The sequence below is a fragment of the Methanothermobacter sp. KEPCO 2 genome, from assembly GCF_041228365.1.
GTDB classification, from domain to species: domain Archaea; phylum Methanobacteriota; class Methanobacteria; order Methanobacteriales; family Methanothermobacteraceae; genus Methanothermobacter; species Methanothermobacter marburgensis.
In genome coordinates this window covers 1,560,150-1,578,816 of the sequence record NZ_CP166185.1, presented here as the reverse complement: position 1 = coordinate 1,578,816, position 18,667 = coordinate 1,560,150, and the positions used below count along the sequence as shown (strand labels likewise).

Here is an 18,667-nt window from a genome sequence, read left to right as displayed (position 1 = left end):
TCAATGCAGTGCCGGGTCATGAGGTGACCGTTAAAACCTGTGAAATCATTAATATAATTCAGTGACATACCTATACTGCGATAGGATTTAAAGAGGGTTGGAATGCCTAGAAGATATGAGGGTATGGCCTACTGGGAAATGGTCAGCCGGCAGATGGGCTTCATTTCAAAGGCCGAACAGTTAAGGCTAAGGGATTCAACTGTTTCTGTAATTGGATGTGGTGGTATAGGTGGGGCTGCAGTTGAGATGCTTGCAAGAATGGGCATAGGCAGGATCAGGATAATAGACAGCGACGTATTTGATGTCTCAAACATCAACAGGCAGCTCATGAGCAGTTTCAGCGCCCTTAAACTCCCCAAGGTTGAAGTTGCAGCAGAACGCATCAGGACCGTGAACCCCTTCGCTGATGTTGAGGTATTTCATGAGTGTTTCACAGAAAAAAATGCCTCAACCATAATTGATGGGAGTGACGCCGTGGTGGACGCCCTTGATAACATAACCTCCAGGGTCATGGCATCAAGAAGATGCAGCAAGGAGGGCATACCCTTCATACACGGAGCCATACATGGATCCATGGGTCAGGTGAGCGTCTTCACACCCGATTCCCCATCCTATGAGGAACTTTTCAATCTACCATCCAGGGGCCTTGAACTTACAGGGGATGTTAAGGCTAAGCTTAAAGAACTATCCTCTGAAACTCCACCGGTCATAGGACCCGTGGCCAATCTTACCGGGTGTTTGCAGGCAGTTGAGGTTTTTAAACTGATAACCGGGAGGGGTGATCCAATAGTCGCGCCGAGGATGCTGAAATTTGATCTGCTCCTGGGCGAACCATTCAAAATTGTTGAACTATAATGGCCAAAAAATATATAAACCAGTAGAAGGAAAGTTACTTCCGGTGACAGTTAAGCTCATGCCACGGAGGCATAACCCATGTCAGATAAGATTGGAAAAATAATAGCTAAAATGGATGAATGCGGAGTAAAATTCGTCCGCCTTCAGTTTGTGGACATACACGGAAAACCAAAAAACATGGCAATACCCCTGGTAAGGCCAGACCAGATAGAGGACATAATAAAGGACGGTCTCCTCTTTGATGGGTCATCAATTGAGGGATTCGTCGACATAAACGAAAGTGACCTGGTCCTCAAACCAGACCCGGACACCTTCTCAACGCTCCCATGGAGGCCAGAGGAAAAGGGTGTCTGCAGATTCATCTGTGACGTATACTGGCCAGAGGGAAAACCATTCGAGGGGGACCCAAGATACGTCCTGAAAAAAGCCCTTGACAAATACGCCCACCTGGGCTACGAATACAACGTCGGACCGGAACCCGAATTCTTCATCCTGGACCAGGATGAGGATGGGAACATAATACCCCACGACTGTGGCGCATACTTCGATGTGGAACCAGTGGACCAGGGTACAGACTTCAGGAGAAAACTAGTGATGGACCTTGAGGCCCTTGACTTCGATGTTGAGGTAAGTCACCATGAGGTCGCCCCAGGGCAGCATGAAATAGACTTCAAATTTGACAAGGCACTTAAAACAGCAGACGCCGTCATAACCTTCAAGCAGGCAATAAAGGCTATAGTGGACAAGATGGGTTACATGGTAACCTTCATGCCAAAACCATTCTTCGGTGAAAACGGTAGCGGTATGCACTGCCACCAGTCACTCTTCAAGGACGGTGAAAACGTATTCTATGACCCTGACACCGAGACCCAGCTATCAGAGGAGGCCATGTACTTCATAGGAGGGCTCCTCAAGCATGCCCCGGCACTATCAGCTGTATGTGCACCGACAGTCAACTCCTACAAGAGGCTCGTGCCAGGCTATGAGGCCCCTGTGTACATCGCATACGGCCTCAAAAACAGGTCAACCCTCGTGAGGATCCCTGCATCCCGTGGTAAGGGAACACGTGTGGAACTGAGGATGCCTGACCCCTCATGCAACCCTTACCTTGCATTTGCAGCCATGCTGGAAGCAGGTATGAACGGTATACAGAACAGGATTGACCCCGGCGAACCAACTGAAATCGATGTATTCGAAAAATCCATCCCTGAACTCAGGGAAATGGGAATCGAAACCCTCCCATCAAGTCTGTGGGAGGCATACCATGCCCTTGAGGAGGACGACGTCATCAAGGGAGCCCTCGGGGACCATGTCTATGAGAAGTTCATGGAGATAAAGCACAAGGAATGGGACGACTACCGGGTGAGGGTCTTCAAGTACGAACTTGAAAGATACCTGGACATCTAACCCTCCTTTTTTTATTAAACTTTAAATAACTCCCCTCCCTATTTTTTATATGGTGTTTGCTGATGGCTGAAGAGACCAACCAGAAGATGATGGAGATTCTGAGGATCCTTGCAGAGCACGACGACGTCCTTGGAGCAAAGATAATAGCGTCAGAACTTAAAAAGAAGGGCTACGATCTTGGAGAGCGTGCTGTCAGATACCACATGCGCATACTTGATGAAAAGGGCCTTACAGAAAGGGTTGGTTACGCCGGAAGAAGGATAACAGAGAAGGGGCTGCAGGAGATAAACCGTGGCCTCGTCTACGACCAGGTGGACTTCATATTCTCAAAGTTCGAGAGTATGATCTACCGTACAAGTTTCAACCCTGATACCCTTGAGGGAAAGGTGGTTGTAAACACATCAAGGATATCCCCTGAATCCATTGAAACCCTGAAATATGTCATGAAAAACGGTTTCTGTTTGAGCCCCCGTGTCAGGCTCGAAGAACACGATGGGGAATTTGTAATAAGTACCATATGCGGGACAACTGTTGATGGCCTTCTGCTCATGAATGGAATCCCTGTAATACCCCAGTTTGGTGGACTTGTGAGGTTCGAGGGGAACAGGCCCGTGAACTTCAGGGAACTCATAGCATACAAGAAGACATCTATGACCCCACTGGAGGCATTCACATCCGAGAACATGACCTCAGTTCTGGATGTCATTGAAAACGGAGAGGGGACCGTACCTGCAAACCTGCGCCTTATACCTGGAACCGCACGGGAGGAGGCCATTAAACTCTTCAGAAAACTTGAGGGAGCCGATATATCAGGAGTCCTCAAGGTGGGTGAACCAGGGGAGGATGTCCTTGGAGTCCCTGTGGCTGATGGAATGGTTGGGGTTGCCATCATAGGCGGGATAACCCCACTCTGCGCAATACAGGAGGCAGGTTACAGGGCCGAGATTAAGCTTGCAGAGAACCTCATTGACTTCAGAAACCTGAAGCCCATCGCAAAACCTGAGGGGAGTTTGATGGCATCTGCACCTGAAAGGGGTGTCAGGGTCAGATTCCTGCTTTCAAAGGCCTGGAACCTCATAAACAGGGTTGATTTCAACCACAGGGATTTTTCTGGAAGGGTAATTGCAAACATATCCCTTGTTAAAAGAGAGGATCTTGATGAAGCCCTCGAGATCATACGTGACGTCCTGGGGAAGCGCCCCGAATTTTCAACCCTGCCACTTATAGGAATCACAGACGAAGGGAAAATGGCTGGAATTGCAACTGTCTGCAGCCTCACCCTGGACGGGATACTCATAAAGAACGGAATCATGTCCACACCAAGGTACGGGGGCCTCCTTGAGGTTGGAGTTAGGGATCCCCGCTTTGTTGAGCTAACAGCCTACAGCGGCTCATCCCTGGACCCCCATGAGATCTACGTTTCAAAGAATATGACAGCAGTTCTTGAAGCCCTTGATGGCCCAGGAAGGGTGCTTGCAAGTCTCCGTGAGGTGCCCTACCTTGCAAGGGATCACGCCACAGACCTCATTGAGGATCTATCAGAAGCAGGTTTCAGCATACTGAAAATCGGAAAACCCAGTGAGATAGTCTACAACGCCCGTGTGGAGAAGTACCATGCGGGGATAGTGACCCCTGGAGGCCTGAACCCCCTTGCGGCTGTCCGTGAGGCAGGTGTCGATATAAGGATGAAGGCCGTTGAGGGGCTCATGGAGCTCAAGGAATTCATGTATGTTGACGAGGTGTAAACCGCCTTTTATAAAGAACTATGGCACCAGATACTCGTGTATGTTGACGGGGTGTAAAACTTATTTTTATAATGATCATAAGATTATATAATCAGAGACAAGGTGATTTATTTGAAAAAGGAAAATAGAATAGCAACCTGCGATGAACTCTGCAGGTACATAAGGGAAGAGGTTAAGCCAGGGGATACGGTGAGATTATCCCTCGGCCGCGTATACATTCCTGGAAAGGTTGTCACCAACAACTCAGGTGTCATACAGATAAAGATAGACAGTGACCTAATAAAGGGTCTTACAACGATTGACGTTGAGAAGCTGAAGGAATACCTCATCGAACTGGAGCACGAATGTGAGGGTGGGGTATGCGTAATTGAGGCTGTTGATGAATGAGGTGATTGGATGTTGGCTGTGGTAGAGATAGTTTCACTCATAGTGGCCGGATTTATAATTGTGAGTCTGATGGCCCATCTCCTCAACAGAAAACCTGCATGAGATCTCCTTTTTAATTTTAGTTCTCTCTGTTGAACTCTATTATTCAGTGAGTTCACCCTCAATGACGCTTTTTAATTTTTATTCTGGTCTCATGGTAGGGTGTTCCATGGCCCCCCTCTGTCCTTCCATCCTCAATCACGGTATTTATACAGCCGCCCCTTGAGAGCCAGGTACCCCTGAATGACAGGGCGCATCCAGGATACACATTATCAGAGGACCTTACAATCGCACATGTTCTGCCCGCACCTGATTCAAGGATCACAGTTTCACCATCTTTCAATCCTGTTTTTAATAGGGTCTCTGGATGTATAAAGACCTCCAGTAGCTTCTCTTCATCATATGGTTCTCTGGATCCTATCCATTCCGAGTTCATTACTGTTAAAAGTCTGAGAGATTTTTCATCCGAAATTCCGACCTCTGAGGGGATTTCTGATGGTAAGATGAACCTTCCACTCTCTGTATAGAATTTGGAATCCTCAAATGGAACCTCTGGAATTCCAGGCACCCGGTATGGTCTTTTTAGAAGATCATGGATTTCTATTCCATGGTAATCAAGGACTGGTGCTGCTATGATTTCAAGCCATTCCATGAGGGATCCTTCCAGGTTATCAAGGTCCATGAACTCTGATAGTCTCTTTAAAATCCAGAATTCTGACCGGCATTCCCCTGAGGGCCTGACTGCCGCATTTACAGGAGAGATATGGGGGTGACCGTAACTGCCCACCAGATCGGTTTCCTCAAGGAAGGTTGTTGCTGGAAGAAATATGTCGGCAGCATATGACGTGTCATTGAGGAAGTGGTCGACCATGACCACAAGATCCATTTTTCTTAGGGCCCTCAGGGTTTTCATTGAATTAGGGCCCAGGTTCACCGGGTTGCCTGCAGTTATAAAGACGCATTTTGCCTCTGGTGAATCCAGATTCTCAAGGTCCCTTCCAAAAAGCGGCATGGATATTTTTCTTCTGTCTTCAAGGCAGACCGATTCATCAAAACCGCCGTATTCATCAAAGCCGCTGCTAACGCCCCCTCCCCTGATCCCTATATTGCCTGATATGGCGGCGAGTGCATCTATGAACCTGCAGGTTATGTGGGAGTTGAAGTACCGCTGCAGTCCCCAGCCAATGATTATGCTGCTCGGGCCATCTGAATAGGTGAAGGCAAGGTCATACATCATCCCTTCAGGGACCCCTGTGATCCCTGATAGTTCAGAGAGGCTGAAGGCATCAAGGACGTTCAGGTAGGCATCTGAGTTCTCTGCATGGTCATCAATAAACCCCTGATAATGAAGTCCCTCATCCATGATGATCTTTGAAAGTGCAATTGCAAGGTACATATCGGTGCCGGGTCTAACCTGGCAGTGGATATCTGCTCTGGCGGCTGTCTCGGTCCTTAGAGGGTCAACTGTGACGATGGTTTTCCCGTTGCGCTGGGACCTCCTTATTATCCTCCAGAGGTTAAGGTCGGTAACTGCCGGGTTACGTCCCCATATGAATATGTTTCTGCTGTTGAGGTGGTCGCGTGGTTCATGGGATACCCTTTTCCCGAAATCCATTTTATGGGCCTCTATAGCCGTGCCTCCACAGAGAGTTCCCTCAAGGGTTGTTGCCCCCAGAGAATTGAAAAACCTCCTGTTAAGAAGTCTCAGGGCCGTTCTTGCCCCGAATCCCTGATAGTAGATTATGGATTCTGAACCGTATTCATCCATACATCTGTTCATCACATCAGCTACTGTTTGAAGAGCCTCATCCCAGGATACGGTTCTCCAATGATTGCCATCCTTCATGAGGGGTTTCAGGACCCTTTTATCTGAGTAGAGCCTCGTCCTGTGGTAGCTGGCTGTTTTTCTGCATAAAAATCCCCTGCTGTGGGGATGTCCTCTGTTCCCGCCTATGGACCTGACCACTCCCCCCTCAACCCTGACTGTGAGACCGCATGAGCCTGGACAGTCCCTTGTGCAGGTTGTGAAGACTCTCATGGGAGACCCATTATACTCTGCAGGATATGTTCAGTTCCGTGAGTGATTTCAGTATTGCCGCAGCTATTCCATCATCTGATTCGAAGACTATAACACCCCTCCTTTTAGCCTCCTCAAGGGGTTTTTCCCCTATCCTTCTGCATATTACGATTTCACAGTCGTCAATAAGGTCCAGGACCCGCCTCCATCTATCATCGTGCTTCTCTATTTTCCCTGCATCCACCTTTCTTATTTCAGAAAATTTGATTTCATTATCAATCCTCTCAAAAACTATGAAAGCATCTGCATCCGCAAAGTGTCTGTTAACGTATCTGCCATCATCCGAAGCAACAGCTATCCTTATCACATGCATCACCATCGATCTCATATCCATCATCATAGTGGCTCTCAAGTATCAGGTTGGTGAGGGAGTCAACAAAGGATATCCCCCCGCCATAGCCTGCTATTTTTATTCTCTGTGACCCCACCCTATCGTAAACCGGGAATCCCATCCTCAGGAGTGGTACTCCAAGTTCCCTGGAGACCCTTGCGCAGTGGGAGTTTCCTATAAGGATATCGATCTTTCTGCCTGCGAGGTTTTCCTTTAAGCCAGATATGTCCACTCCACTTTCTGCCGGGAATTGAAATCCCCATTTTCTCTGAAGCTGGCTGATTTTTTCATGGAAGTATCTGCTCCTGGAACCTGTGAAAACATATGGTTGCATTCCCATCTCAAGTACCAGTGATGTTACCGCAACAGCATAGGAGGGGTCGGCAAATATGGCCACCCTCCTTCCTGAGGTGTACTGATGGGAATCTATCATTGCATCCATCAGTCTCCCCCTCTCCCTCCTGATTGAGCGGGAGATATCTGAATTGAAAAGATCCAGGAGGACCCCTAAAAATTTATCCGTGCCTTCAAGGCCTGCAGGGATCTGGAGTTCAATGTTCTTAACCCCGTATTTCTTTTCGAGGAACTCGCCTCCAACGTACCCACCAAGGTTGAGGGTGGCCATGGAGTTACCTGCCGTAGCTATGTCATGAATGGATGTTCCATGACGTGTTATAAAGTAGGGGTCGCCATCGAAGGGTTCGTCAAGGGACTCGGAGTTATCTGTTATCATGAGGAAATCCACGCCGATTCCTTCAAGGATATTCTTTATCTCTGAGGTGTCTGCAGGGCTCATGATACCATTTATGATGTTTATTCTATCCACAGGTTCAGCATGCTCCCTAACAAGTGATCTGAGAATGGATTTAACAGCGGCCTCATATCCATCCACGTGTGAACCCCTGAAACCAGGTGATGAGACAGTTATAATCTCAGATCCCCCACTTTCCCTGTGTTTATCCACTATTCTATCAATGTCATCTCCTATGGTCTCTGAGAGGCAGCCTGAAATTACACCTATAACTTCAGGGCTGTACTGTTCTTCAACTGTCTTCAGGGCTCTTAAGAGGTTTTCTTCTCCACCATATACGACTGTGGCTTCACTCAGAGAACTTGAGGCTATATTCACCGGTTCTCTGAAGTGTCTTGTGAGCTGAAACCTCATATATGTGCTGCAGCCCTGTGAACCATGTATGAGTGGCATTGATCCCCTGATACCCAGGAATGCCATGACAGCGCCCAGGGGCTGGCAGATAATTCCAGGGTTTATTATGGTGTTTCTATGCTTCACCGGACATGCCTCCTGGTCCTGATAACCTTTTTTTGCTGGCCAGGGTCCATATGGGACTTTCCAGAGTCCTTTTAACTTCCTCTGCAAAATTCAGGAATCCTCCAAACCCTGAGAATGGTTTTATCCTGTCATGGTTAAATTCACAGAAGGGTATTCCAAGCTTATAGGAGAGGTACTTTTCCTTGGCCCCTGAAACAACCAGATCAGGCCTGTATTTCCGCAGGAGTTCTGAAAGTTCAACTGGATTTGCATCATCAAAGAGTATCAGTTCCCTTCCTGACTTCTCCATTATCTTCAGGTAATCCTCAGGGAGCCCGTTCTGGGTTCCGCTCATTATCACCTCCATTCCAAGGTCCCCGAATGCCCTTATAAGGGACCATGCCTTGTTACCACCCACATATATTGCCACCTTTTTACCCTCAAGGACTCTCCTGTAGCCCCTGATGATTCTATATGTTTTTTCTGCCATTGAGCTGATCCATTTTTCAGCGCTGAGACCAAAGAAATCTGAAATTGATAGGAGAGAATCCATGGTCTCTTTTATGCCAAAAAAATTGACATTTATGTAGGGTATCCCGTATTTCCTCTTCATCTCCTCTGCAATGTAACCTGATGATTTGCTGCACTGTACAATGTTAAGCTGCGCTGTGTGGGCTTCTGAGATTTCAGCCACCGTTGAATCGCCGGTTATGGATGAAACCACGTGAATACCCATTTTCTCAAGTAGACCCTTTATCTTCCAGAGGTCACCTGCAACATTGAACTCGCCCACAAGGTTAACCGAGTTTTCCCTGACTTCAGCATCTCCACGTCCTATTATGTGTCTGAGAATAACATCGCAGGCTAGCTGGTGGCCGAGTGACTTGTTGAAGCTTCTGAATCCCTCAGACTGCACTGGTATTACCCATTTTCCTGTTTTGTTTTCTGCTGTTCTGCATACAGCCGCTATGTCGTCCCCTATGACACCTGAAACACATGTGGAGTAGACGAATATGGCTGAGGGAGAGTGGATTTCATTTATCTCCAGTATACATTCAAGGAGTTTGTCCTCCCCACCAAACACCACATCCTTTTCCTCAAGGCCGGTTGAGAATCCCGTCCTGTAGAGTTCAGACCTTGAGCTTCTGCTTCCCCTGATGTCCCAGGTGCATGCCGCGCATCCCACGGGTCCATGCACAAGGTGGGCTGCATCTGTTATGGGCATGAGGACAACCCTCGCACCCCCATAGACGCACGATCTCTGGGTTACCATGCCTGGAAGGGACTCTCTGTTACAGCGGGGCCCTCCCCCGCTGCAGCTCCTTGTGAAGTGTTCTCTTCTGGGGGAGAGCGTGTCTATCACCGCTTCAGGGACATTCTCAACCTTTAAATCCCCTGCGGTGGCCGCTGAAAAATTCTCTTTACTGCTGCAGTTTCCAGTGCTGTGGTTCATAGTATTCCCTGAGTACCGTGTTTGTTATTCTGTTGAGGAGATTCACAGCCCCCCTGTAACCTGTGATGGGCACCCTCTGATAGCCCACCCTGTCATATACCGGGTAGCCGACCCTCACGAGGGGTATCCCAAGGTCCCGGGCTATGAGTCTACCATCTGAGTTTCCTATCATGAGATCAACTGGTTCCTCTGAGAGTCTCTCTTCAAGTGCCCTGAGATCTGATTTTACCATGACATTTATCCGTTCATCTGCCTCTGCTGCCACTGTCTTCATTCTGTCAATGAAGAGTTCATTATCTGCGCCGGTGCATGTGTGGAGTGGTGTTATTCCAAGTTCGCAAAGGAACCTTGATATTCCTGCCACCATGTCCGGGTCCCCGTAGACCGCGGCTGTTCTTCCAAAGAGGTACCTTGAACTGAGGTCTGCCATGGAGTCAATCAATATGCCTCTCTCATCAAGCAGTTCATCGCTCACATCCTTTTCTGAAATCCTGGCTGCCCTGCGGACAAAGTCATCTGTATTGCGGACCCCGATTGGCATAGAGTATTCCCCTGGAACCCTGAATCTTTTTTCAAGGGTGTTCAAGGCTTCATCCCCGTACATCGTCAGGCTCAGTGTTCCCATACTGTTTGATGAGTCCTCTATTTCAGAAACCGCTGTCCCTCCCGGGGGATAGAATGGCATCTGCTCTGTTTTTGATGGTCTGAGGGGTGAATCAAAGGGGTCTGAGGTATCGGTGAGTATTATGGGAGTTATGTCCATGAGGCCAAGCATGTGCCCTATCTCCCTTATGTCGCCGGGGTTGACTATGCCTGGTATTATGTTGAGTTTGTGGTTGCAGTCTCCATCCTCCCTGGCCAGGGTCTCTATGAATGATTTTATGGCGTTTCCATATCCTCTGAAGTGGTTTTCAACGAAACTGGGTGTTGATATGTGGACCAGTTTTGTCTGGAACCTGTCCCCAAGTTCCTCGCGCAGTTCGGTTTCAGCGACCCTCATGAACCCATCCACGTCATCCCCTATTATTTCACTCGAGCAGGTGGTTACAATTCCCACAAGGTCTGGCCTGAATCTCTTCACAAGGTTTTTAACACCATTTATAATGTTACTTCTACCCCCAAACACAGCAGCGTCCTCATGGAGCGATGTGACGGCTATCTCTGCGGGTTCTCTGAAGTGTCTGTTGAGCCCGTATCTCACAAAGGTGCTGCAGCCCTGGGAACCATGAACGAGAGGCAGACCCCTCCTTATACCCAGGGTTGCGAACATTGCACCGAATGGCTGGCATGTCACGAGGGGGTTTACCACAAGCTCCCTTCCCCTCTCCATCACGTTTATTTCTGACATCAGTTAACATCCTCCTCGAATTCAAGCAGGTCCCATACAGGATTGTATATTGCCGCGTACATGTCCCTCGCCAGATTAAGGAACCCCTCAAAGCCTATGTATGGCCCGTTTTCATATGAGTGGATGAGTATGCAGGGCACTCCAAGTTTATGGGCCAGGTATTTTTCCTTTATTCCAGACAGGATGATGTCTGGCCTGTATCTCTCGATGATCTCCTCGAGTTCCAGTGAGTTGGGGTCATCCACTATCACTGTACCCTCCCGGACCCTTTTCTTGATCTTCTCATAGCCGTCTTCGTGTTCGAACATTGTTGAAACTGCAACCACTTCCATTCCAAGTTCATCCTCCAGTGGTCTGGGTAGATGCCAGTTTTTCGGGCCCCCTGAGAAAACCCAGACCTTTTTACCCCTGAGTTTATCCCTGAGATACTGAATTTCTGGACCTATTTTTTCCATTCTATCCTCTATCACCCTCTCTGCCCTGTCGGGTATCCCGAAATATTCCCCTATTGCCATGAGGTTTTTTCTGCAGTATTCTATTCCAAAGAAGTCAACCTTCATGTAGGGGACGCCATATCTCTCCTCAAGGAGCTTTGCAATGTAGTTTGCTGATCTCTGACATCTGACCAGACTCAGCTTTGCCCTGTGCATCCACTTTATCTCGTCGTGACAGCAGTCGCCTGTGAATGTGCTCAGGACGTTTATCCCCATCTCCTCGAAGTATTTTTTCAGAACCCAGAGGTCCCCATCGATATTGTACTCCCCTATGAGGTTCACGTCATATTCTGTGGTTCTGGGGGGCTCTGCGGTTCCCACCAGGTCCTCGAAGAGTGTGTAGTTGGCAACCTGATGTCCCTTTGACTGTGTTGGACCTGCAAATCCTGGAGCGTTTATTGCAACAACATCCTTACCTATCTCCTCTGAGACCTCCCTTGAAATTGCATCAATATCGTCCCCTATGAGGCCTGTTGTACAGGTTGCGTAGGTGTAAACTGCATTTGCCTCAGGGAATTCCCTGACAGCCTCCAGGATGCACCTTTTGAGTTTGTCCATACCACCAAACACCACATCAGACTCACTCAGATCCGTTCCTGTTATGTATTTGAGGTTGAAGTTTTCTATGGGGAACATGCTTCCATCGGGCATTTCCTGTGATGTGGGGTACCTCTTTGTACCGTAACCATATGCTGTGCATCCAATAGGTGAATGGATAACGTGAAGCGCATCCTTTATTGCCCCTGTTATCACACCCTTCGCACCTGCAAATGCGCATCCCCTCTCTGTCATGCAGCCAGGGATCGTTGTTGTGTTGCATGCAGGTATGTCCCCCTCAGGATCCCCCTGCTTCTTTACATAGATGTGCTTTTTTCTATCGGGTATTTCAGCATCGACGTCAAACAGTTCAAATGGCATTTTGAATCATCCTTTGATTTATAGGATAACTGAAGCCGCCCTCTATCCATTTCACTCCACAGATAAAGGGTTAAAGCGCTTCAGTCCCTCTATCACCTGTCCTTATCCTCACTGCATCGTCCACCGGACATACAAAGATCTTTCCGTCTCCAATTTTTCCTGTGTGGTTGACCTTCATTATGGCCTCCACAACCAGCTGTACATCCGGATCCTCCACGGTTATCTGGATCATTCTCTTGGGAATGTACCTCATTGTTCCCCGCTCCTCCTGAATCTCAGCAGATGGTGAGGGGATGGCGACCTCATCAATTATGGCCCTCTGCTTACCCCTCCCGAGGACTCTGGTGGCGTTGAATGCAGGGAACCCCAGGGATTCGAGGACATCCCTGGTTTTCTTCATATTCTTTGGTCTTATTATGGCGATTACTTCCTTCATTCAGACACCTAAAGACCTTCCTCTCTTGTTCTGACGGTGTAGGCATTTTCCACGGGGCTTATGAATATTTTACCATCCCCAATTTTGCCTGTGTATCCGCTTTCACTGATAACCGAAACCACCCTCTCTGCATCAGCATCATCCACAACGATGAACAGCATGGTCTTGGGTATCTCATCATAGTAGATCTCATCAAACCGTATGCCCTTCTGCTTACCCCTCCCTATAACGTCCATCTTTGTGAGGGCAGGGAATCCTGCTTCATCCAGAGCGTCTGCCACCTCTTCAGACTTTTCTGGTCTTATTATCGCCCTTATCATCTTCATTTTTAGCACCTAGTCCAGAACCCCGTATTTTACAACGAGGTCCTCCATTTCATCCATTGTCATGGGTTCTGGTATTACGAAATCCTTGTTTTCAATTATTTTCCTTGCAAGTTCCCGGTATTCCTGTGACTGGTTGCATTCAGGGTCGAATTCTATGACAGATTTCTTGTTGAATTCCGCCTTCTGTACAATGTTATCCCTTGGCACGAAGTGTATCATCTGTGTCCCTATTCTGTCACAGAATTCTTCAAGGAGTTCCCTTTCGCCGTCAACGTTTCTGCTGTTGCATATTATTCCTCCAAGTCTGACTCCGCTCTGTCTGGCATATTTCACCATACCCTTGCAGATGTTGTTGGCTGCATAGAGTGCCATCATCTCACCTGATGCCACAATGTATATTTCCTCTGCCTTTCCGTCCCTCACCGGCATTGCGAAGCCCCCGCATACCACGTCCCCGAGCACGTCAAAGAATACAAAGTCCAGATCATTTTCGTAGACCCCGTGCCTCTCCATGAGGGTTATGGCGGTTATAACACCCCTGCCTGCGCATCCAACACCTGGTTCTGGACCTCCTGATTCAACACACCTTATACCTCCAAAACCTGTTTCTATAACCTTATCTGGTGTGCATGCACCCTCTCCAAGTTCACGCAGGGTGTCCATCATTGTTGTCTGCATTTTACCACCCAGTATCAGGCGTGTGCTGTCCGCCTTGGGGTCGCATCCATGGATCATGACGTTCTTTCCATGGAAGTAACTCATTGCCGCTGCAGTGTTCTGCTGTGTTGTGGATTTTCCTATTCCACCCTTACCATATATTGCAATTTTACGTACCATACACCAATCACCATCTCAGTCGGAAGTATGCTTCCTTCTTCCGACACTCTACTATTGGAAGATTCCATATTTAAATTTTTCGGTGCATGGCTGAAAATTATGCGCTCATCTATCCTTGAACATAAACAGAAACCAAATCAGAAACAGAACCGCTGAAATAATTAAATGTACTTTAAGTATCCATAAAAATGAACAGAAACCAAATCAAAAGTTTTAAAATAAATAGAAATGGAGGGCCTGATTACTTTGAGGCCCTGTATTCCTTAACCTTTTCAAGGAGTCTCTCCAGGATCTCCCTGTCTGAGAGGAGGTCTGAGTCAACAACCTTCTTCATCCTTATGGGGACACCCTCCATACGGTAGGCTGTACCCTCAGCCTCCATACCCACGATGGCCGGTGGAATTATGATGTCGGCCAGCTCGGTTGTGGGGGTCCTGTGGGGCTCGATTGCAATGACCGGTATCTCAGCCATCCTCTCAAGTGCCCTCTGTGGGAAGTGGGCACCAGGGTCAGAGGCTATGACCATCATTGCATCGGCCTCCTTATTCTGTAGAAGGTCGTTTGCCCCGGTCTCACCAGGGTTGTATCTTGGCTCCCCGCCTGAGAAGTCAACACAGAATGGGTATCCGCTCTCCCATGTGCAGACCTGGTTGAAGCCTGTAACGTTGTAGTGTCCCCTCATGGGTATGAGGGTCCATTTGGCATAGTCATTGAGGTCCTGGACCAGCATAATGGCTGTGTCAATGTTCCTGTGCTTACCACGGCTGTGGGTTATACCCATACCGAAGAAGAGTATACCAAACTGTGCCTTTTTGAGGACCTCAACGGCCTCCTCGATCTGCTCCCTTGGTACACCGGCAACCTCATCGTAGAGGATGTCGTTTCCAAGGAGGTATGCCCTCATTGCATCGAGAAGTTCATAGTCACGGTCAAAGTCCAGCTGAAGGTGTATGTCTGCAAGCTTTGCTGTGTCTGTCTTCCTTGGGTCAACCACTATGAGTGTTCTGTCTGATCTTCCCCTTTCCCTGAAGAATCCACGGGCAAATACGTTCCTTGACATGTGCCTTGGGTGGGCGTGCATGGGGTTGCATCCCCAGTAGACCACAACGTCGGCCCTGTTTTTGACCTCACCAAGGGTACATATGGGGTAGCCCACGTCCTGGAGTGCCAGCACTGATGGTCCGTGACAGACTGATGCTGTATTGTCTATTACAGCACCGGCCTCCTCTGCAAGTTCCATTCCAACGGCCTGTGCTTCACACTCTGTACAGCTCCACCCATACATGAGTGGTCTCTTTGATTCTGCAAGAATCTTTGCAGCCTTGTCTATGGCCTCATCGTAGCTTACCTCAACGAATTCGCCATTTTTCCTTATGAGTGGTTTGGTGTACCTCACTGCACCCTCTGCATGCACGAACTTGCTGTGACCTATCCTGCAGGCGTTGATGGTCCCAACAATCTCGTTGTCCTCAACCTTACAGATGATGTCATCACAGAGGGTTCCGCAGAAGGGGCAGACCACATTTTTCACGTATTCCATGATAATTACCTCCAGTTAGGGTTCTATGTGGCCATTGCATCCGACAGCCGCATAGACTATACCCTTAGCTCCCTTAATTGCGTGATCTCCTTCAAACTTGTAGTATGCTCCAGGGAAGGTTTCCCCGTTAACCTCTATGTCCTTTTCAACACCAAGGTACTTGAATCCTGGAAGGAATTCCTGTATCATTCCCTTTACGATTATTGTTCCGCCGGCCATTTCGCCGCCTACCCTTGCAACGGCGTTGCCCTCGATGATTATGAGGCCGTTGTTCATGTGTATTCCTGGCATTATGTTGACGTCGCCCTTGATGATGATCTTGCCGCCGTTCATGTACTCTCCGATCTCGTTTCCGGCGTTTCCATGGACTGTTATGACGCCGCCGCTCATACCTCTCCAGTCACCACGGTAGGATGATCCGACGTAGTCAGCCGCGTCTCCGAGGATTTCGAGTTCTCCTCCCCTCATGTCCTGTCCGGCCCATGATGCTGCGTTGCCTTCCACTGTGATCTTACCGCCCTTCATGCCGGCTCCGACATACATGTTCACGTTACCCTTCACCAGGATTTCGCCGGCGGTCATCTCCTGGCCTATCCTCTTGGTGTTGTACACATCGCCGTCGATGATGATTTTGATATCTGCTGCAGACTCTGCTGGTTCTCCGCTGACCTCGAAGAAGTCTCCGAGTTTAACGACCTCGTTACCATACATTATCTGGATGTTTTTGATCTCGTCTATTGACTTTCCTGCGAAGACATCGGGTTTGATGTTGGGTGCCTCGAGTGGCACTTCAGGCTGTTCCTTTGGAGTTAATATTATTTCACTCATAGCATCACCCCTTTAACTGGAGCGGATTTTGGCAGGTAATCGTCCTGCACAGGGTAGTTTGCAAAGTTAACAGAGTAGTACTGTTTGAATTTGCTCTCCACGTTGGCAAGTACCTCACTGTAGATTGACTCATCAACCTGGGTGTCAACCCAGTAGGTCCTTCCGTGTGGTGAGGCCACGACTTCTCCGTCCTTAACCACTATTTCTCCATCCTTGAGGACGTATGCTGCCCTTGAGAATCCTTCCTCAATTGCCATGTAATCGACTGATGGGTCGACTGTTTCAGGGTTGATGTTGTATACTGCGATGTCTGCATCTGCACCGACTCCAAGGTGACCCTTGGTTTCGCTGAGACCCAGAACCTTTGCAGATGTTGACCTTGTGATCTGGGCTATCTCTGAGAATGTGTATTCCCTGTCAACTGTTGCTATGGTACTCTTCCTCTGGGCCCACTTGTGGAGTTCTCCCTCAATGAGGTTCATCCTGTACTTGTTGCTCATGAGCCAGGCTATGACCCTTGGGTACCTTGTGAATGGTCCGGCGTTTGGACTGTCTGTTGTGAGACATACCTTTCCTGGATCGTCTATAAGCAGGAATAACTCCATACCTATTGCCCACTGGACAGCTGGGACAGGTGCCCTTGCTGAGTATATGAAGGGGACGACACCTGAACCTGTTTCGAGTTCCACGTCACAGTTTGCCCATTTGAGGCCGTTGAGTGAGTGGAGGTCGTATTCCATTGGACCATCCGCTGTCATTGTTGTGGTCTCATCCAGGGTTATCTGACCAACGTCTATGACTATGTGGTCGTTTTTGTTGACGTAGTCTGCGATCTTTGGTGCCTCTGATACAAAGTCCCTCCAGGTGGTTCCACCGTAGCTGTGGAACTGGACGTGTGTTGCGTATAAAACGGTGTCCCTTTCACCTGTTGCAGGGTTTGCCTTTATGTTCTTTGGCACGTCGAAGGATGCCAGGGTTGTCTCATAGTTTCCTGGGTGTCCCAGGTCGTTACAGTGAAGGTGTATTGAGTGGGGTAGCTGGAGTTTCTCGTTGACCTCTGCGAGTCCCTTTATGATCTCTGCAGGTGTTATGTCGAAGTATGGGGCAGGGTCATAGATTCCATGGACGTTTCCACCCCATCCCCAGGCCTCTGTACCTGCAGGGTTAACTATTTTTATTGCGTAACCCTTGGTTGCGTTGAGGAGCCATGAGGCGTAGGCTGCGCATGCATCCACGTCTCCCTCCTTGAGGTACTCCATCACGAACCAGTTGTTACCGAAGAGTGGGTATGCTGCGTGGTCTATTATGGGTGTGTCATGGAACTCCTCATGGGTGTGCCTTGCAAGGAGTGGTGGCATGGCCGCCTCCATTGCGGTGGTGTAACCCATCTGGGCGTACCTGTAACCTGTCATGAAGGTTGATGGTACTGAGAAACCGCTTCCGGCCCTTCCTGCCTTGAACTTTTCAGCGTCCCTTCGGCTGTCTTCTGGCCTGTACATCCTTCCCACGTTGACCTTTGCACCGGCTATGTGGGAGTGTGGGTCGACACCTCCTGGCATCACAATTTTTCCAGATGCATCAATGACCTTTGCGGAGTCACTGACGCTCTCAACTATTTTACCATCCCTGACGCAGATGTCCATCTTCTCTCCATCGACGTTGTTAAGAGGACAGTAAACAAATCCGTTTTTGATTATGTATTCCATTTGAATCCTCCCGCTGAACTAATTAAATCTGACCTACCTTACCGTAGACCTTCATGAGGGTGGGCATGTCAGGAACCTCTTCATCGGTGGGTATGATCTCCACCGGTATGTTCTTAAAGCTGGGTGTTGCTGTTGAATCCGTATCTGGTCTTATGACCCTGTTGGCCCATGGGCCCATTGGGATGTAGACCATTCCATCTGGTAGTGGTTCCTTTGCTTCAACAGCCTTGACAACCACATCCCCATATTCTGATATGACCTTGACGTTGTCTCCTTCGTTTATCCCGAGCTGCTTCATCATGTCGGCGTTCATCTGAATTATTGCAGCTGCATCCACGTACATTTTAAGGTCCTTACCTGATTCTATGGCCTGTCCCTGCCATATTGTCCTTCCTGTGTTGAGTATGACCATCATTCTAATTCCTCCAGTCTTATTGCATCCACAGGGCAGCTTTCAACACATGTACCGCATTTTCCGCACAGTTCAGGGTTTTTTATGTTTACAACCCCGTCCTCCACTATCATGATGATCTCAACATCATCTGTTGGGCCCTTTCCACCGGCAATTTCAGGGCTTCTGAGGGCGTTCACGGGACATGCGATCACACAGTTTCCGCATCCATGGCAGAGTTCAGGGTATGCCTTAAGTCCAATTGCCATCTGATTACCT

General features: G+C 48.5%; 18 protein-coding genes. 4 read left to right on the top strand and 14 right to left on the bottom strand.

The window, feature by feature from the left end; genetic code table 11:
- Positions 1–102: 102 nt before the first annotated feature.
- From AB9H23_RS08360 to AB9H23_RS08345, 4 genes are all read left to right on the top strand, one after another.
- Positions 103–855 carry a HesA/MoeB/ThiF family protein gene (locus tag AB9H23_RS08360; RefSeq protein WP_370004800.1) on the top strand — a complete coding sequence of 251 codons (753 nt, stop codon included), beginning with the start codon at positions 103–105 and terminating at the stop codon, positions 853–855.
- Positions 856–933: 78 nt separating this feature from the next.
- A complete protein-coding gene (gene glnA / locus AB9H23_RS08355) occupies positions 934–2,262 on the top strand; it encodes a type I glutamate--ammonia ligase (protein WP_321211433.1) in 1,329 nt (442 codons plus the stop codon).
- Between the two features lie 62 nt (positions 2,263–2,324).
- Positions 2,325–4,007: an NrpR regulatory domain-containing protein gene (locus AB9H23_RS08350; protein WP_370004799.1), complete on the top strand. Its 1,683-nt coding sequence runs from the start codon at positions 2,325–2,327 to the stop codon at positions 4,005–4,007.
- 102 nt (positions 4,008–4,109) lie between these two features.
- Positions 4,110–4,394 (top strand): DUF2097 domain-containing protein, encoded by a 285-nt coding sequence (locus AB9H23_RS08345; protein ID WP_370004797.1) that lies wholly within the window; start codon positions 4,110–4,112, stop codon positions 4,392–4,394.
- A 160-nt stretch (positions 4,395–4,554) separates the two neighbouring features.
- On the opposite strand, the gene AB9H23_RS08340 is transcribed toward AB9H23_RS08345, so the two are convergent.
- The 14 genes from AB9H23_RS08340 to AB9H23_RS08275 form a co-directional block, all read right to left on the bottom strand.
- Complete coding sequence (locus AB9H23_RS08340) at positions 4,555–6,471, bottom strand: molybdopterin-dependent oxidoreductase (RefSeq protein WP_370004796.1); 1,917 nt, start codon at positions 6,469–6,471, stop codon at positions 4,555–4,557.
- A 10-nt stretch (positions 6,472–6,481) separates the two neighbouring features.
- On the bottom strand, positions 6,482–6,817 hold the full coding sequence (locus tag AB9H23_RS08335; protein WP_370004794.1) for a NifB/NifX family molybdenum-iron cluster-binding protein: 336 nt from the start codon (positions 6,815–6,817) through the stop codon (positions 6,482–6,484).
- On the bottom strand, positions 6,789–8,132 hold the full coding sequence (locus tag AB9H23_RS08330; RefSeq protein ID WP_370004793.1) for a nitrogenase component 1: 1,344 nt from the start codon (positions 8,130–8,132) through the stop codon (positions 6,789–6,791). The genes AB9H23_RS08335 and AB9H23_RS08330 overlap by 29 nt, the downstream gene beginning before the upstream one ends.
- The gene (gene nifE / locus AB9H23_RS08325) at positions 8,122–9,564 is read right to left on the bottom strand and encodes a nitrogenase iron-molybdenum cofactor biosynthesis protein NifE (RefSeq protein ID WP_370004792.1); all 1,443 of its coding nucleotides are present in this window, start codon (positions 9,562–9,564) and stop codon (positions 8,122–8,124) included. The genes AB9H23_RS08330 and nifE overlap by 11 nt, the downstream gene beginning before the upstream one ends.
- A complete protein-coding gene (locus AB9H23_RS08320; protein ID WP_370004791.1) occupies positions 9,533–10,912 on the bottom strand; it encodes a nitrogenase component 1 in 1,380 nt (459 codons plus the stop codon). Before AB9H23_RS08320 ends, nifE begins: the two co-directional genes overlap by 32 nt.
- Positions 10,912–12,324 (bottom strand): nitrogenase subunit alpha, encoded by a 1,413-nt coding sequence (locus AB9H23_RS08315; protein ID WP_370004790.1) that lies wholly within the window; start codon positions 12,322–12,324, stop codon positions 10,912–10,914. The genes AB9H23_RS08320 and AB9H23_RS08315 overlap by 1 nt, the downstream gene beginning before the upstream one ends.
- Before the next feature lie 70 nt (positions 12,325–12,394).
- Positions 12,395–12,760 (bottom strand): P-II family nitrogen regulator, encoded by a 366-nt coding sequence (locus AB9H23_RS08310; RefSeq protein ID WP_370004789.1) that lies wholly within the window; start codon positions 12,758–12,760, stop codon positions 12,395–12,397.
- A gap of 8 nt (positions 12,761–12,768) precedes the next feature.
- Positions 12,769–13,086, bottom strand: a complete 318-nt coding sequence (locus AB9H23_RS08305; RefSeq protein ID WP_370004788.1) for a P-II family nitrogen regulator — start codon at positions 13,084–13,086, stop codon at positions 12,769–12,771.
- Positions 13,087–13,095: 9 nt separating this feature from the next.
- The gene (nifH, locus tag AB9H23_RS08300; protein WP_370004787.1) at positions 13,096–13,923 is read right to left on the bottom strand and encodes a nitrogenase iron protein; all 828 of its coding nucleotides are present in this window, start codon (positions 13,921–13,923) and stop codon (positions 13,096–13,098) included.
- Between the two features lie 241 nt (positions 13,924–14,164).
- The gene (locus tag AB9H23_RS08295) at positions 14,165–15,466 is read right to left on the bottom strand and encodes a formylmethanofuran dehydrogenase subunit B (protein WP_370005988.1); all 1,302 of its coding nucleotides are present in this window, start codon (positions 15,464–15,466) and stop codon (positions 14,165–14,167) included.
- 12 nt (positions 15,467–15,478) lie between these two features.
- A complete protein-coding gene (fwdC, locus tag AB9H23_RS08290) occupies positions 15,479–16,291 on the bottom strand; it encodes a tungsten-dependent formylmethanofuran dehydrogenase subunit FwdC (RefSeq protein ID WP_370004785.1) in 813 nt (270 codons plus the stop codon).
- Entirely contained in the window at positions 16,288–17,997 is a 1,710-nt protein-coding gene (gene fwdA, locus AB9H23_RS08285) for a tungsten-dependent formylmethanofuran dehydrogenase subunit FwdA (protein ID WP_370004783.1), read from the bottom strand. Before fwdA ends, fwdC begins: the two co-directional genes overlap by 4 nt.
- A 22-nt stretch (positions 17,998–18,019) precedes the next feature.
- Entirely contained in the window at positions 18,020–18,412 is a 393-nt protein-coding gene (gene fwdD / locus AB9H23_RS08280; RefSeq protein ID WP_160323144.1) for a tungsten-dependent formylmethanofuran dehydrogenase subunit FwdD, read from the bottom strand.
- Positions 18,409–18,657 carry a 4Fe-4S binding protein gene (locus AB9H23_RS08275; RefSeq protein WP_370004781.1) on the bottom strand — a complete coding sequence of 83 codons (249 nt, stop codon included), beginning with the start codon at positions 18,655–18,657 and terminating at the stop codon, positions 18,409–18,411. The genes fwdD and AB9H23_RS08275 overlap by 4 nt, the downstream gene beginning before the upstream one ends.
- Positions 18,658–18,667: the final 10 nt, after the last annotated feature.

Excerpts from the sequence above, each read along its gene's own strand:
- fwdD (WP_160323144.1), bottom strand. The coding sequence starts at position 18,412 with ATGATGGTCATACTCAACACAGGAAGGACAATATGGCAGGGACAGGCC.
- AB9H23_RS08350 (WP_370004799.1), top strand. The coding sequence starts at position 2,325 with ATGGCTGAAGAGACCAACCAGAAGATGATGGAGATTCTGAGGATCCTT.
- AB9H23_RS08315 (WP_370004790.1), bottom strand. The coding sequence starts at position 12,324 with ATGCCATTTGAACTGTTTGACGTCGATGCTGAAATACCCGATAGAAAA.
- AB9H23_RS08275 (WP_370004781.1), bottom strand. The coding sequence starts at position 18,657 with ATGGCAATTGGACTTAAGGCATACCCTGAACTCTGCCATGGATGCGGA.
- AB9H23_RS08360 (WP_370004800.1), top strand. The coding sequence starts at position 103 with ATGCCTAGAAGATATGAGGGTATGGCCTACTGGGAAATGGTCAGCCGG.
- fwdA (WP_370004783.1), bottom strand. The coding sequence starts at position 17,997 with ATGGAATACATAATCAAAAACGGATTTGTTTACTGTCCTCTTAACAAC.
- nifE (WP_370004792.1), bottom strand. The coding sequence starts at position 9,564 with ATGAACCACAGCACTGGAAACTGCAGCAGTAAAGAGAATTTTTCAGCG.
- glnA (WP_321211433.1), top strand. The coding sequence starts at position 934 with ATGTCAGATAAGATTGGAAAAATAATAGCTAAAATGGATGAATGCGGA.
- AB9H23_RS08305 (WP_370004788.1), bottom strand. The coding sequence starts at position 13,086 with ATGAAGATGATAAGGGCGATAATAAGACCAGAAAAGTCTGAAGAGGTG.
- AB9H23_RS08320 (WP_370004791.1), bottom strand. The coding sequence starts at position 10,912 with ATGTCAGAAATAAACGTGATGGAGAGGGGAAGGGAGCTTGTGGTAAAC.
- AB9H23_RS08340 (WP_370004796.1), bottom strand. The coding sequence starts at position 6,471 with ATGAGAGTCTTCACAACCTGCACAAGGGACTGTCCAGGCTCATGCGGT.
- AB9H23_RS08310 (WP_370004789.1), bottom strand. The coding sequence starts at position 12,760 with ATGAAGGAAGTAATCGCCATAATAAGACCAAAGAATATGAAGAAAACC.
- fwdC (WP_370004785.1), bottom strand. The coding sequence starts at position 16,291 with ATGAGTGAAATAATATTAACTCCAAAGGAACAGCCTGAAGTGCCACTC.
- nifH (WP_370004787.1), bottom strand. The coding sequence starts at position 13,923 with ATGGTACGTAAAATTGCAATATATGGTAAGGGTGGAATAGGAAAATCC.